Raw genomic sequence first — 13,860 nt, 5'->3', positions numbered from 1 at the left:
CTCCTTCAAGGACTGTTTCTGACGCCGGGGCGGCGCCGGGTGGGTGTTCTCTTTCCTTACCGGTGGGCTGACGCGCGAGCGCGTCACTCGCCCCGGATCTTCTTGATGATCTCCTCCGCGACGTTCCGAGGAACCTCAGCGTAGGAGTCGAACTGCATCGTGTAGTTGGCACGACCCTGCGTCTTGGAACGCAGGTCACCGACATACCCGAACATCTCCGACAGCGGAACCAGGCCCTTGACGACCTTGGCGCCGCTGATGTCCTCCATGGACTGGATCTGACCACGACGCGCGTTGATGTCGCCGATGACGTCACCCATGTAGTCCTCGGGCGTACGCACCTCGACGGCCATCATCGGCTCGAGCAGGACCGGGTCGGCCTTGCGAACGGCCTCCTTGAGGGCCATCGAGCCGGCGATCTTGAACGCCATCTCCGAGGAGTCGACGTCGTGGTAGGCACCGTCGAGCAGCGTCGCCTTGACACCGACCAGCGGGTAGCCGGCGAGGACACCGAGCTGCATGGCCTCCTGGATGCCCTGGTCGACCGAGGGGATGTACTCGCGCGGGATGCGGCCACCGGTGACCGCGTTCTCGAACTCGTACAGCTCGCCCTCGGTGGTCTCCAGCGGCGCGAAGGTGACCTGCACCTTGGCGAACTGGCCCGAACCACCGGTCTGCTTCTTGTGCGTGTAGTCGTACTTCTCGACCGCACGGCGGATGGTCTCGCGGTAGGCGACCTGGGGCGCACCGACGTTGGCCTCGACCTTGAACTCCCGCTTCATGCGGTCGACCAGGATGTCGAGGTGGAGCTCGCCCATACCGCCGATGACGGTCTGGCCGGTCTCCTCGTCCAGGTGGACCGAGAACGTCGGGTCCTCCTGCGCGAGCTTCTGGATGGCGGTGGAGAGCTTCTCCTGGTCACCCTTGGTCTTGGGCTCGATGGCCACGTGGATGACCGGCTCCGGGAAGCTCATGGACTCCAGGACGATCTGGTCCTGCGGGTCGCACAGCGTGTCACCGGTGGTCGTGTCCTTCAGACCGATCGCCGCGTAGATGTGACCGGCGACGGCCTCCTCGACCGGGTTCTCCTTGTTGGCGTGCATCTGGAAGAGCTTGCCGACGCGCTCCTTCTTGCCCTTGGTGGAGTTCACCACGGCGCTGCCGGCGGCGATGCGACCGGAGTACACGCGGATGAACGTCAGGGTGCCGAAGAACGGGTGCGCCGCGACCTTGAAGGCCAGGGCCGAGAACGGCTCGTCCTTGCTCGGCGCACGGGTGATCTCCTCGTCCTCCGAGCCCGGCTTGTGACCGATCATCGGGGGGACGTCCAGCGGCGACGGCAGGAAGTCGACGACCGCGTCGAGCATCGGCTGCACACCACGGTTCTTGAACGCCGAACCGCACAGGATCGGGTAGAGCTCGGAGTTGACCGTGAGCTTGCGGATGCCCGCCTTGAGCTCGTCGACCGTGAGCTCCTCGCCACCGAGGTACTTCTCCATCAGGTCGTCGTCGGACTCGGCGACGCGCTCGACCAGGTGGTTGCGGTACTCCTCGGCCTTGGCCTTGAGGTCGTCCGGGATCTCCTGAATCTCGTACTTGGCGCCCATGGTGACGTCACCCTTGGCGTCACCCGGCCACACCAGCGCACGCATCTCAAGCAGGTCGACGACACCGATGAAGTCGGCCTCGGCACCGATGGGGAGCTGCAGCACGAGCGGCTCGGCACCCAGGCGGTCCTTGACCGTCTGCACGGTGAAGTAGAAGTCGGCGCCCATCTTGTCCATCTTGTTGACGAACGCGATGCGGGGGACGTCGTACTTGTCGGCCTGACGCCACACGGTCTCGGACTGGGGCTCGACGCCCTCCTTGCCGTCGAACACCGCGACCGCGCCGTCGAGGACGCGCAGCGAGCGCTCGACCTCGACCGTGAAGTCCACGTGACCGGGGGTGTCGATGATGTTGATCTGGGTGCCGTCCCAGAAGGAGGTGACAGCAGCGGAGGTGATGGTGATGCCCCGCTCCTTCTCCTGCTCCATCCAGTCGGTCGTGGAGGCACCGTCGTGCGTCTCACCGATCTTGTGGTTGACGCCGGTGTAGAACAGGATGCGCTCGGTCGTCGTCGTCTTACCGGCATCGATGTGCGCCATGATGCCGATGTTGCGGACCTTCTTCAGGTCGGTCAGCACGTCGAGTGCCACGTGAGTCTCTTCTCGTCTCTTGCGGGCCGGGTGGGGCGGGTTACTGCAGTGTGCAGGCGGTTCGTACGCCGGTCACGCGAGCTGCGCGACCGGCGTACGAGACGTCACCAGCGGTAGTGCGCGAAGGCCTTGTTGGACTCGGCCATCTTGTGCGTGTCCTCGCGACGCTTGACCGCGGCACCGAGGCCGTTGGACGCGTCGAGGATCTCGTTCATGAGGCGCTCGGTCATGGTCTTCTCACGACGCTGACGCGAGTAGCCGACCAGCCAGCGCAGCGACAGCGTGGTCGCGCGACCGGGCTTGACCTCGATCGGCACCTGGTAGGTCGCACCACCGACGCGGCGGGACTTGACCTCCAGAGCCGGCTTGACGTTGTCGAGCGCGCGCTTGAGCGTGACGACGGGGTCGGTGCCGGTCTTCTCCTTGCAGCCCTCGAGCGCGCCGTAGACGATGCGCTCGGCGGTGGACTTCTTGCCGTCCAGGAGGATCTTGTTGACCAGCTGGGTCACGAGCGGCGAGCCGTAGACCGGGTCGACGACGAGGGGGCGCTTCGGCGCGGGTCCCTTACGAGGCATTACTTCTTCTCCTTCTTGGCGCCGTAGCGGCTACGAGCCTGCTGGCGACCCTTGACACCCTGGGTGTCGAGGGAGCCGCGGATGATCTTGTAGCGGACACCCGGAAGGTCCTTCACACGGCCGCCACGCACGAGCACGATCGAGTGCTCCTGCAGGTTGTGGCCGACGCCCGGGATGTAAGCCGTGACCTCGATACCGGAGGTCAGTCGAACGCGAGCGACCTTGCGCAGCGCGGAGTTCGGCTTCTTGGGCGTGGTGGTGTAGACGCGCGTGCACACACCGCGTCGCTGGGGGCTGCCCTTAAGAGCCGGGGTGGAGACCTTGGAGGCCTTGTCCTGGCGACCCTTACGGACGAGCTGGTTGATGGTAGGCAACCTGTTCTCCGACCTTGTCGTTGTCTTGTCATGTCGGCGGCACGACGGACCGTGCTGCCGAGACTCCTTGGTTGTCCGGTCCGTACCCCCGACCCACGAGGTCGGGAGTGTCGGTCCGGCGCTCTCCCCTGCACTCCTGACGGACCCGTGGATCCGCCGGCGCCCGGCGAGAGTGTGTGCTGGCCGCCTTGCGGCGACTGGGCATGGAGAAGCCCACGCACGCGGTCCAGACTACCGGGCCGCGTGTCGGCCTTCCAAATCGGAATCCGAGGGCCACGGGAGCACGTGAGCGCCGCTCCTCACGACAGAGAACGCCGGAACGTCACGCAGTCTTCCCAGCGCGGCAGAAGCCCTCGGTCGAGGGCCTCTTGCAGCGACGGCGCGGCCGCGTCCTTGGGCGACAGCACCGGCGTCAGCCCGGCGGGCAGGTCGAGCGCCAGGTCGGGGTCGAGCGGGTGGATGCCGTGCTCCCGGTCGGGGGCGTACGCCGCACTGCACAGGTAGTGCGCGACCGACCCGTCCTGCAGCGACAGCAAGGCGTGACCGAGGCCTTCGGAGAGGTGGACGGCACGGCGGTCGACGGTGTCGATGAGGACCGACTCCGACCGCCCGAACGTCGGTGAGCCGACGCGCAGGTCGACCACCACGTCGAGGAACGAGCCGTGCAGCGCGGTGACGTACTTGGCCTGCGAGGGCGGTACGTCGGCGTAGTGGACCCCGCGCAGCACGCCCTTCGCCGACACGGACACGTTGGTCTGCACCACGCGCATCTCGTGGCCGGTGTGCTCGGCGAGCAGGTCGCCGCGGAAGGCCTCGAGGAAGACGCCGCGCTCGTCCGGGAACTGCCGTGGCGTGACCACGTGCGCGCCCTCGATCGTCATGGGACGGACGTCCATCATGCGTCCTTGCCGGCAGCGACGAGGTCGTGCAGGTAGGTGCCGTAGCCGCTCTTGAGCAGCTCGTCACCGCGCGCCGTCAGCTCGGCGTCGTCGATCCAGCCCTGCCGCCAGGCGACCTCCTCGGGGCAGCCGACCTTGAGGCCTTGACGGGCCTCGATGACCTGGACGTACTGGCTGGCCTCGATGAGCCCTGCGAACGTCCCGGTGTCGAGCCACGCCGTACCGCGCGGCAGCACCGTGACCCGCAGGCGCCCCTGCTCGAGGTAGGCGTTGTTGACGGCGGTGATCTCGAGCTCGCCGCGCTCGCTGGGCGTCAGTCCGCGGGCGATCTCGATGACGTCGTTGTCGTAGAAGTACAGACCCGGCACCGCGAACGAGGACCGGGGCCGAGCGGGCTTCTCCTCGATGGAGCGGGCGATGCCGTCGTCGTCGAACTCCACGACGCCGTACGCCGTCGGGTCGGCCACCTGGTAGGCGAAGATCCGGCCGCCCTCGACGTCGACGTTGTCCGCCAGCCGGGTGCCGAGCCCTGGCCCGAAGAACAAGTTGTCGCCGAGCACGAGGGCGACCGTGTCGTCCCCGATGAAGTCCGCACCGATGACGAACGCCTGGGCCAGACCCTCGGGTCGTTCCTGCACGGCGTACGACAGCCGCACGCCCCACGGCGACCCGTCGCCGAGCAGGCGTTCGAACTGCTCCTGGTCGGCAGGCGTCGTGATCACCAGGATGTCCCGGATGCCGGCGAGCATCAGCGTCGAGATCGGGTAGTAGACCATCGGCTTGTCGTAGACCGGCATGAGCTGCTTGCTGATGCCGCGCGTGATCGGGTGCAGCCGTGATCCCGTGCCCCCTGCCAGGACGATCCCCTTCATGGGCGTCAGCGTAGGGATCGTCGCGGCTGCGTGCCTCGGGTTCGAGCGCTACTGGCCGGTTCGGACTTAGCATGCGGCCATGGGGGAAGGGCGCGCGAGCGTTCCGGGCACGGCCGAACGACGCCTCGGGCGGGCCGTGCAGGTCGTCGTGGGCACCACGCTGGTGGTGGTCGCGGCCGGTGCCCTGATCTCTCCGCGGATGCCGTGGCGCAGCTACGACCGCGGTGTGGTCACCCTGCTGACGCCCGTTCTCGTCGCCCTCGCGCTGCTCGTGTGCTGGGGTGTGCAGCGACGGCCCCGCGCCCCGTCGCGGCGACGCGAGCTCGCCGTCGCGGCGGCCACGACCTGCCTGTGCACCGCCGTGTGCGGCGGCTTCGCGATCGCCCTGACCTATCGCCTCTCGTGGGACCCGCTCACCGTGGCACGGGCCTCGGGCTACGCCGACCCGCCGCCGTACCTGCAGGCCTACTTCGCGCAGTACCCCAACAACGTCCCGCTGCTCGCGATCGCCCAGGAGGTACGCCGGGTCGCCGGCGCCCTCGGGACGAGCTACGCCACCACGTTCATCCTGCTCAACTGCGTGGCGCTCGCCGCCACCCTCGCATCGGTGTACGCCGTCGGCCGCGTGCTGCGCAGTCACCGCGCGGGCATGGCGGCGCTGCTCGGCACGGCCGCGCTGGTCGGACTCTCGCCCTGGCTCATCGCGCCGTACAGCGACCTGCTCGTGGTCCCGTGCCCGATCGGTGGACTCGCCCTGGTGCTGCTCGCGGCACGGGCCGGTCGCCGCAGCACCGCCGTCGTGCTGACGGCGGCGGCGATGCTGCTGCTGACGTTCGGGACGCTCCTCAAGCCCACCGCAGCGGTGATGACGGTCGCCCTCGCAGCCGTCGCCGTACCTGCGATGCTCGCTCGCACTCGTCGACATCGCGCCGTCACCACAGCCGTGGTCGCAGTCGTGTGCGGACTGGCCCTCACCGGCCTCAGCACCGCAGCCCACGCGGCGTCGGAGTCCGCGAGCGATCTCGACGGCCACGGCGTGCACGAGGTCCACGCCGCGACGCCGCTCACCTTCCTCGCCGGTGGCCTGCTCACGCAGCACCCCTGGGACGGGCACGAGCGCTACGGCGGGTACGACCGTGGCTGGGTGCAGCGGCTCAAGGGCCTGGACGCCGCCGAGATGAACGACCTGTCGTGGGAGCTCATCGACCAGACGGTGCAGCGCCGCGGGATCACCGGCATGGCGTCGTTCGAGTGGGCGAAGGCCCGGTGGAACTGGGGCGACGGCATGTTCTTCGCCTGGGGCGAGGAGATGGACCCCTACGGATCGCTCACGGCGCACACCCGCCTGACGCCGTTCGTCCGTAGCTGGAACCACCCGACCGGTGACCTGTTCGCCGCTCGCACCGACCTCACCACGGCCTCGTGGCTGGCGCTGCTGCTCGTCACGGGAGGCGGCCTGCTCGTCGCGCCGTACCGCAGGCCGACGCTCACGATGGCGCTGGCCGTCCTCGGGATCGGGCTGTTCACCCTGCTCTTCCAGGGTCGCTCGCGTTACCTTCTCCCCTACGTGCCGGTCGTCGTGACGCTCGGCGCGCTCATGCTGCCGGAGCTGCACGCACGGCTGCGTCAGCTCCCGTCCGGCCTCGGACGCACACGGAAAGCCACCACATGAAGGTCCTCGTCACCGGCGGCGCCGGGTTCATTGGCTCCAACTTCGTGCTGCGCATGCGCGAGCAGCGTCCCGACTGGTCGATGACCGTGCTCGACGCGCTCACCTACGCCGCCAACCCCGCGACGCTCGCCCCGGTCGCGGGCGACGTCGAGGTGGTCAAGGGATCGGTCGCCGACGCCGACCTGGTCGACGACCTCGTGGGCTCCCACGACGCCGTCGTGCACTTCGCGGCCGAGTCGCACAACGACAACAGCCTCAGCGACCCCTCGCCCTTCGTCGAGACCAACGTCGTCGGCACCTTCCGTCTGCTCGAGGCCGTACGCCGGCACGGCACCCGCCTGCACCACGTGTCGACCGACGAGGTCTACGGCGACCTCGCGCTCGACGACCCCGCCCGGTTCACCGAGCGCACGCCGGTCAACCCCTCCAGCCCCTACTCCGCCACCAAGGCGAGCGCCGACCTGCTCGTGCGGGCCTGGATCCGCTCGTACGGCATCCCGGCGACGGTGAGCAGCTGCTCCAACAACTACGGCCCGCGCCAGCACGTCGAGAAGTTCATCCCGCGCCAGATCACCGGCGTCCTCGACGGCGTCCGCCCCAAGCTCTACGGCACCGGCACCAACGTGCGCGACTGGATCCACGTCGATGACCACAACGACGCGGTCGTCGCGATCCTCGAGCACGGCCGGGTCGGCGAGACCTACCTGATCGGCGCCGACGGCGAGGCCGACAACCTCTCCGTCGTCCGGCTCCTCCTGGAGCTCATGGGACAGCCGACCAACGCGTACGACCTGGTGCCCGACCGTCCCGGCCACGACCTGCGCTACGCCATCGACTCCTCCAAGCTGCGCGCCGAGACCGGGTGGGCGCCCCGGTTCGGCGACCTGCGCCAGGGCCTGGCCGACACGATCGAGTGGTACCGCGAGCACGAGTCGTGGTGGCGTGACGCGAAGGCCGAGACCGAGCGCGCGTACGCCCTCCTCGGGCGCTGACCGTGCGCGTCCTGGTCACCGGCGCCGGGGGCATGCTCGCCGCCGACCTCCTGCCCCGCCTCCACGCCGCCGGCCACACGGTGACCGCGGCCGGTCGCGCCGACCTCGACATCACCGACGCCGCGGCATGCGAGAGAGCCGTCGCGCGCCACGACGTCGTCGTCAACCTGGCGGCCTGGACGGCCGTCGACGACGCCGAGTCGCACGAGCGAGAAGCCTTTGCTGCCAACGCTTTCGGAGCCGCCAACCTCGCCCGCGCCTCCTCCGCCGCGGATGCGCGCATGGTGCAGCTGTCGACCGACTACGTCTTCGACGGCGACGCCATGGCTCCCTACGCCGAGGACTCCCCCACCGGGCCACGGTCGGCGTACGGCCGCACCAAGCTCGCCGGCGAGTGGGCGGTCCGCACACTCTGCCCCGACAGCTGGGTCGTGCGCACCGCCTGGCTGTACGGCGCCGGCGGGCGGTCGTTCGTCGGCACGATGGCGCGGCTCGCGTCCGGCGACGGACCGGTCGACGTCGTCGACGACCAGCGCGGCCAACCCACCTGGACCGGCGACCTGGCCGACCAGCTGGTGCGGCTGATCGCCTCGCAGGCGCCGTTCGGCACCTACCACGGCACGGCGTCCGGCGACGCGAGCTGGTACGACCTCGCGCGGGCCGTGTTCGCCGGGCTCGGCCACGACGTCGCGCGCGTCCGGCCGACGACGAGTGCGGCGTTCGTACGACCGGCGCCGCGACCGGCGTACAGCGTCCTCGGGCATGACCGCTGGGCCCGCGCCGGGCTGCCGACCTTGCGCGACTGGCGGACCGCGCTCGACGAGGCGCTGCCTCTCATCGGCTGACACGTCGACCACCGTCGAAGCATCCGCATGTGAAGGTGGCCAGGTGCGTAGGCCTTCGATGCAACCCTGGTTCCGCGTCTCGCTGGCGCTGCTCGTCGTCGGCTGGGGCGCCAACCACTTCGTCACGATCATGCCCGTCTACCGGTCCGAGGGGCACCTGAGCGAGACGGTCGTGACCGGGATGTTCGCGGCGTACGTCCTCGGGCTTGCTCCCGCACTCGTGCTCGCCGCGCGGATCGGGCAGCGCGTCGGGCACCGCCTGGTGATCCGCTGGGTGCTGGCCGGGTCGGTGGTCGGTTCGGTCCTGCTCGCGGTCGCCGGCACCCACGTGCCGCTGCTGTTCGCCGGGCGGGTGCTGTACGGCGCGTGCATGGGAGCCGCGATGGCGCCCGGGACGACGTGGGTCAAGGAGCTCTCGGCCGGGGCCCCGATCGGCACCGGTGCACGTCGGGCCGCCATCGCCGTGTCGGCAGGCTTCGGAGGTGGACCGCTGGTCAGCGGCGCCCTCGCCCAGTGGGCACTGGCCCCGCACCTGCTGCCGTACGTCGTCCACATCGCGCTGACGCTCGTCGTGATCGGCATCTCCTGGAACACACCCGAGCCGCCGCCCGCGACCGCCGTTGCCGCGTCGACCACTCCGGCAGCGCACCCCCTGCGTACGCGTGCCTTCTGGAGTCGGGTCGCGCCCGTCGCATGGCTCGTGTTCACCTGTCCCAGCGTCGGATTCGTGATCGTGCCGAGTCTCGTGCGCTCACAGACCGACGGCGTCGCGATCGCGTTCACCGGACTGATGGCCGGGATCACGCTCGGCACCGGCGTGCTCGTCCAGCAGCCGGCTCGACGGCTCGAGGCGCGCCGTCCCGGCACGGTCAGCCTGGTCGGTGGGGCAGCCTCCGTGGCTGCCCTGGTGCTGGCCGCAGCTGTCGCCACGCGGCCGTCCGCCGCGCTCGCGCTGCTCACGGCCGTCGCCCTCGGCGGTGGCTACGGCTGCTCACTGGTGGGCGGGCTCACCCGGGTCGAACGGATCGCCGCACCCCACCAGCTCGCGATGACCAACGCGGTCTTCTACTGCCTGGCCTACGCCGGCTTCTTCGTCCCGACGATCGTCTCCGCCGTGTCCGACAGCTGGTCGACCCGCACCTGCCTGATCGCCCTCGCCGCCCTCGCCGCGGCCGGCACCGTCGTCGCCTCCAGCGCCGGCCCGCGTCGTCCGGGTACGCCGAAGGGCGGCCCCTCCCTCGCAGGAAGAGCCGCCCTTCGGTCGTGAGCGATCAGCCTCAGCTGTCGTGCTTGCCACGACAGCTTCTGTCGCGCTCCGCTTCGGCCGCGGGCTCGTACCTCGCCCACAACCTCCGCTGCACGCTCGTCAGCTGTCAGAGCCTTCTCGACAGCTTCTGTCGCGCTCCGCTTCGGCCGCGGGCTCGTACCTCGCCCACAACCTCCGCTGCACGCTCGTCAGCTGTCGGTGAACCCGAGGCTCGCGTCGTCCAGTCGGACGGCCTCGCCGCTGCCCGGGCCGAAGACCGGGTAGTCGTAGGCCTGGTAGTCCGGCAGGGCGTACAGCGCGGCCTTGGCCTCCTCGGTGGGCTCGACCGTGACCTGGTTGTAGCGGGCCAGACCGGTACCGGCCGGGATCAGCTTTCCGAGGATCACGTTCTCCTTCAGGCCCAGGAGCGAGTCGCTGCGGGCGTGCATGGCCGCCTCGGTCAGCACCCGCGTCGTCTCCTGGAAGGAGGCCGCCGACAGCCACGAGTCCGTGGCCAGCGACGCCTTGGTGATACCCATCAGCTCGGGACGACCCGACGCCGGACGGCCGCCCTCGGCCACCGCACGACGCGAGGAGTCCTCGAACCGGCCACGCTCGGCGAGCTCGCCGGGCAGCAGGTCGGTGTCGCCCGCCTCGATGATCGTCACGCGACGCAGCATCTGGCGCACGATGACCTCGATGTGCTTGTCATGGATCGACACACCCTGCTGGCGGTAGACGTTCTGGACCTCGTCCACCAGGTGCTTCTGCACCTCGCGGGCGCCCAGGATGCGCAGCACCTGCTTGGGGTCGATCGCACCCTGCACGAGCAGCGTGCCGACCTCGACGTGCTGGCCGTCCTCGACCAGCAGGCGCGCACGCTTGCTGACGGGGTAGGCGTGCTCCTCCGAGCCGTCGTCCGGCGTGAGCAGGAGACGACGCGTCTTGTCGGTGTCCTCGATCTGGATGCGACCGGTCGCCTCGGCGATCGGCGCGACACCCTTCGGGGTACGAGCCTCGAAGAGCTCCACGACGCGCGGCAGACCCTGGGTGATGTCATCACCTGCGGCACCACCGGTGTGGAACGTACGCATGGTCAGCTGCGTACCGGGCTCACCGATCGACTGGGCCGCGATGATGCCGACGGCCTCACCGATGTCGACCAGCAGACCCGTCGCGAGCGAACGGCCGTAGCACTTGGCGCACGTGCCCACGCGCGACTCACAGGTCAGCACCGAACGGATCTTGACCTCCTCGACACCGGCCGCGACCAGCTTGTCGAGGTTGACGTCACCGAGGTCGGCACCGCCGGGGGCCAGGACCTCGCCGTCGACCTCCACGTCGGTGGCGAGCGTACGGGCGTAGACCGAGGTCTCGACGTCGTCGTGCTCGACCAGCTCACCGGAGGCGTTGCGCTGCGCGATCGGCAGCACCAGGCCACGGTCGGTGCCGCAGTCCTCCTCGCGGATGATGACGTCCTGCGACACGTCGACCAGACGACGGGTCAGGTAACCCGAGTCGGCCGTACGCAGCGCGGTGTCGGCCAGACCCTTACGGGCACCGTGCGTGGAGATGAAGAACTCCAGCACCGACAGGCCCTCACGGAAGTTGGCCATGATCGGACGCGGGATGATCTCGCCCTTCGGGTTGGCCATGAGGCCACGCATACCGGCCAGCTGTCGCAGCTGGAACCAGTTACCACGCGCACCCGAGGCCACCATGCGGTAGATCGGGTTGTCCTTCGGGAAGTTGTTCTCCATCTCCTTGGAGACGTCGTTGGCAGCCTGGGTCCAGATCTCGATGAGCTCCTGGCGGCGCTCGTCGTCGGTGATCAGACCACGGTCGTACTGCTGCTGAACCTTGTTGGCCTTGGTCTCGTAGCCCTCGAGGATCTCGCCCTTGCGACCTGGCATGACGACGTCACCGATGGCGACGGTCGTGCCGGAACGGGTGGCCCAGTAGAAACCGGTCTCCTTGAGCGCGTCGAGCGACGCCGCGACCTGCACCTTGCTGTAGCGCTCGGCGAGGTCGTTGACGATGGCCGACAGGGTCTTCTTGTCGACCGGCTTGTTCACGAACGCGTAGTCCTCGGGCAGCGTGTCGTTGAGGATCGCGCGGCCCAGCGTGGTCTCGACCAGAGCGGTCTCGGCCATGCCGTTCTCGCCGACCTCGACGCCCTCGGGGAGCGGCGCGTTGGACGAGGGGACGAAGTCACGCAGACGGATCTTGACCTTCGAGCCCAGCTCGATCTCGCCCGCGTCGAACGCCATCCGCGCCTCGGCGACGGTGCCGAACAAGCGGCCGGCGCCCTTGCCGTCCTCGACCTCGGAGGTGAGGTGGAACAGGCCGATGATCATGTCCTGCGTCGGCATGGTCACCGGGCGACCGTCGGCCGGCTTGAGGATGTTGTTCGAGGACAGCATCAGGATGCGGGCCTCGGCCTGGGCCTCAGCGGACAGCGGCACGTGCACGGCCATCTGGTCACCGTCGAAGTCGGCGTTGAACGCCGAGCAGACGAGCGGGTGGATCTGGACGGCCTTGCCCTCGACCAGCTGCGGCTCGAACGCCTGGATACCGAGTCGGTGCAGCGTGGGTGCACGGTTGAGCAGCACCGGGTGCTCGGTGATGACCTCTTCGAGGACGTCCCACACGACCGGGCGCGCGCGCTCGACCATGCGCTTGGCCGACTTGATGTTCTGCGCGTGGTCGAGGTCGACCAGTCGCTTCATCACGAACGGCTTGAACAGCTCCAGGGCCATCTGCTTGGGCAGACCGCACTGGTGCAGCTTCAGCTGCGGGCCGACGACGATGACCGAACGGCCGGAGTAGTCGACGCGCTTACCGAGCAGGTTCTGACGGAAACGACCCTGCTTGCCCTTGAGCATGTCGGACAGCGACTTCAGCGGACGGTTGCCGGGACCCGTGACCGGGCGACCACGACGGCCGTTGTCGAAGAGGCTGTCGACGGCCTCCTGCAGCATCCGCTTCTCGTTGTTGACGATGATCTCGGGCGCACCGAGGTCAAGGAGTCGCTTGAGGCGGTTGTTGCGGTTGATGACCCGGCGGTACAGGTCGTTCAGGTCGGAGGTCGCGAAGCGGCCACCGTCGAGCTGCACCATCGGGCGCAGGTCCGGCGGGATGACCGGGACGCAGTCCAGGACCATGCCGCTCGGGCTGTTCTTGGTCTGCTGGAACGCGGTCACGACCTTGAGACGCTTGAGCGCGCGGGTCTTCTTCTGACCCTTGCCCGTCGCGATGATCTCGCGCAGCGAGTCGGCCTCGGCGTCGAGGTCGAAGGTCTCGAGGCGCTTCTGCAGCGCCGCGGCACCCATGCCGCCCTCGAAGTAGAGGCCGAACCGGTCGCGCATCTCGCGGTAGAGGACCTCATCGCCCTCGAGGTCCTGGACCTTGAGGTTCTTGAAGCGGTCCCAGACCTGCTCGAGGCGCTCGATCTGCTGGTCGGCGCGCTTGCGCAGCTGATTCATCTCGCGCTCGGCCGACTCGCGCACCTTGCGGCGGGCGTCCGCCTTGGCGCCCTCCTTCTCGAGCTCGGCGAGGTCGCCCTCGAGCTTGGTGGCGCGGGTGTTGATGTCGCCGTCGCGGCGGTTCTCGATCTCCTTCTTCTCGACCTCGATCTGCGCCTCGAGCGAGGGCAGGTCAGCGTGACGCTGGTCCTCGTCGACGGACGTGATCATGTACGCCGCGAAGTAGATGACCTTCTCCAGGTCCTTCGGGGCGAGGTCGAGCAGGTAACCGAGGCGCGACGGAACGCCCTTGAAGTACCAGATGTGGGTGACGGGAGCGGCGAGCTCGATGTGGCCCATCCGCTCACGGCGCACGCTGGAGCGGGTGACCTCGACGCCACAACGCTCACAGATGATGCCCTTGAAGCGGACACGCTTGTACTTGCCGCAGTAGCACTCCCAGTCACGGGTCGGGCCGAAGATCTTCTCGCAGAAGAGTCCGTCCTTCTCCGGCTTCAGGGTGCGGTAGTTGATGGTCTCGGGCTTCTTGACCTCGCCGTGGCTCCAGGTACGGATGTCCTCAGCGGTGGCCAGGCCAATGCGCAGCTCGTCGAAGAAGTTGACGTCCAGCACAGTTGCTGCCTTCCTTCTTTTCTAAGTTCTAAGAGGTCTGAATGTTGTTGAGTAACAGTCTGTTTCGCCGGTACGCCGGAGCCTGAGCCC

10 protein-coding genes are annotated in these 13,860 nt (G+C 68.8%); 4 read left to right on the top strand and 6 right to left on the bottom strand.

Annotated elements, in window-relative coordinates; genetic code table 11:
• Positions 1 to 83: 83 nt before the first annotated feature.
• The 5 genes from fusA to rfbA all read right to left on the bottom strand — a co-directional run bounded on the left by fusA (position 84) and on the right by rfbA (position 4,918).
• Positions 84 to 2,198, bottom strand: coding sequence for an elongation factor G (gene fusA / locus VV01_RS03180; RefSeq protein WP_050668619.1), 2,115 nt, complete (start codon positions 2,196 to 2,198; stop codon positions 84 to 86).
• Between the two features lie 104 nt (positions 2,199 to 2,302).
• Positions 2,303 to 2,773, bottom strand: a complete 471-nt coding sequence (gene rpsG, locus VV01_RS03175; RefSeq protein WP_050668618.1) for a 30S ribosomal protein S7 — start codon at positions 2,771 to 2,773, stop codon at positions 2,303 to 2,305.
• The gene (gene rpsL / locus VV01_RS03170) at positions 2,773 to 3,147 is read right to left on the bottom strand and encodes a 30S ribosomal protein S12 (protein WP_050668617.1); all 375 of its coding nucleotides are present in this window, start codon (positions 3,145 to 3,147) and stop codon (positions 2,773 to 2,775) included. The genes rpsG and rpsL overlap by 1 nt, the downstream gene beginning before the upstream one ends.
• 299 nt (positions 3,148 to 3,446) lie before the next feature.
• Positions 3,447 to 4,043, bottom strand: a complete 597-nt coding sequence (locus VV01_RS03165) for a dTDP-4-dehydrorhamnose 3,5-epimerase family protein (protein ID WP_050668616.1) — start codon at positions 4,041 to 4,043, stop codon at positions 3,447 to 3,449.
• Positions 4,043 to 4,918, bottom strand: a complete 876-nt coding sequence (gene rfbA / locus VV01_RS03160; RefSeq protein WP_050668615.1) for a glucose-1-phosphate thymidylyltransferase RfbA — start codon at positions 4,916 to 4,918, stop codon at positions 4,043 to 4,045. Before rfbA ends, VV01_RS03165 begins: the two co-directional genes overlap by 1 nt.
• 79 nt (positions 4,919 to 4,997) lie before the next feature.
• Between rfbA and VV01_RS03155 the strand changes: the two genes are divergently transcribed.
• The 4 genes from VV01_RS03155 to VV01_RS03140 are packed head-to-tail and all read left to right on the top strand — an operon-like array spanning position 4,998 to position 9,694.
• A complete protein-coding gene (locus VV01_RS03155) occupies positions 4,998 to 6,590 on the top strand; it encodes a glycosyltransferase family protein (RefSeq protein WP_157508722.1) in 1,593 nt (530 codons plus the stop codon).
• Positions 6,587 to 7,582 carry a dTDP-glucose 4,6-dehydratase gene (gene rfbB / locus VV01_RS03150; protein WP_050668613.1) on the top strand — a complete coding sequence of 332 codons (996 nt, stop codon included), beginning with the start codon at positions 6,587 to 6,589 and terminating at the stop codon, positions 7,580 to 7,582. The genes VV01_RS03155 and rfbB overlap by 4 nt, the downstream gene beginning before the upstream one ends.
• Before the next feature lie 2 nt (positions 7,583 to 7,584).
• Entirely contained in the window at positions 7,585 to 8,427 is an 843-nt protein-coding gene (gene rfbD / locus VV01_RS03145) for a dTDP-4-dehydrorhamnose reductase (RefSeq protein ID WP_071606271.1), read from the top strand.
• 58 nt (positions 8,428 to 8,485) lie between these two features.
• Positions 8,486 to 9,694, top strand: a complete 1,209-nt coding sequence (locus VV01_RS03140) for an MFS transporter (RefSeq protein ID WP_050668612.1) — start codon at positions 8,486 to 8,488, stop codon at positions 9,692 to 9,694.
• A 188-nt stretch (positions 9,695 to 9,882) separates the two neighbouring features.
• Here the strand turns inward: VV01_RS03140 and VV01_RS03135 are convergent, their stop codons facing one another.
• A complete protein-coding gene (locus VV01_RS03135; RefSeq protein ID WP_050668611.1) occupies positions 9,883 to 13,770 on the bottom strand; it encodes a DNA-directed RNA polymerase subunit beta' in 3,888 nt (1,295 codons plus the stop codon).
• Positions 13,771 to 13,860: the final 90 nt, after the last annotated feature.

The sequence above is a fragment of the Luteipulveratus halotolerans genome (assembly GCF_001247745.1).
Classification (GTDB): domain Bacteria; phylum Actinomycetota; class Actinomycetes; order Actinomycetales; family Dermatophilaceae; genus Luteipulveratus; species Luteipulveratus halotolerans.
Note: the sequence above shows the minus strand (reverse complement) of the source record. Positions and strands in the feature narration are given on the sequence as shown.

Bases quoted from the DNA above. Each gene is read 5' to 3' on its own strand.
- rpsG (WP_050668618.1), bottom strand. From the start codon at position 2,773: ATGCCTCGTAAGGGACCCGCGCCGAAGCGCCCCCTCGTCGTCGACCCG.
- VV01_RS03165 (WP_050668616.1), bottom strand. From the start codon at position 4,043: ATGGACGTCCGTCCCATGACGATCGAGGGCGCGCACGTGGTCACGCCA.
- rfbA (WP_050668615.1), bottom strand. From the start codon at position 4,918: ATGAAGGGGATCGTCCTGGCAGGGGGCACGGGATCACGGCTGCACCCG.
- VV01_RS03155 (WP_157508722.1), top strand. From the start codon at position 4,998: ATGGGGGAAGGGCGCGCGAGCGTTCCGGGCACGGCCGAACGACGCCTC.
- rfbB (WP_050668613.1), top strand. From the start codon at position 6,587: ATGAAGGTCCTCGTCACCGGCGGCGCCGGGTTCATTGGCTCCAACTTC.
- VV01_RS03140 (WP_050668612.1), top strand. From the start codon at position 8,486: ATGCAACCCTGGTTCCGCGTCTCGCTGGCGCTGCTCGTCGTCGGCTGG.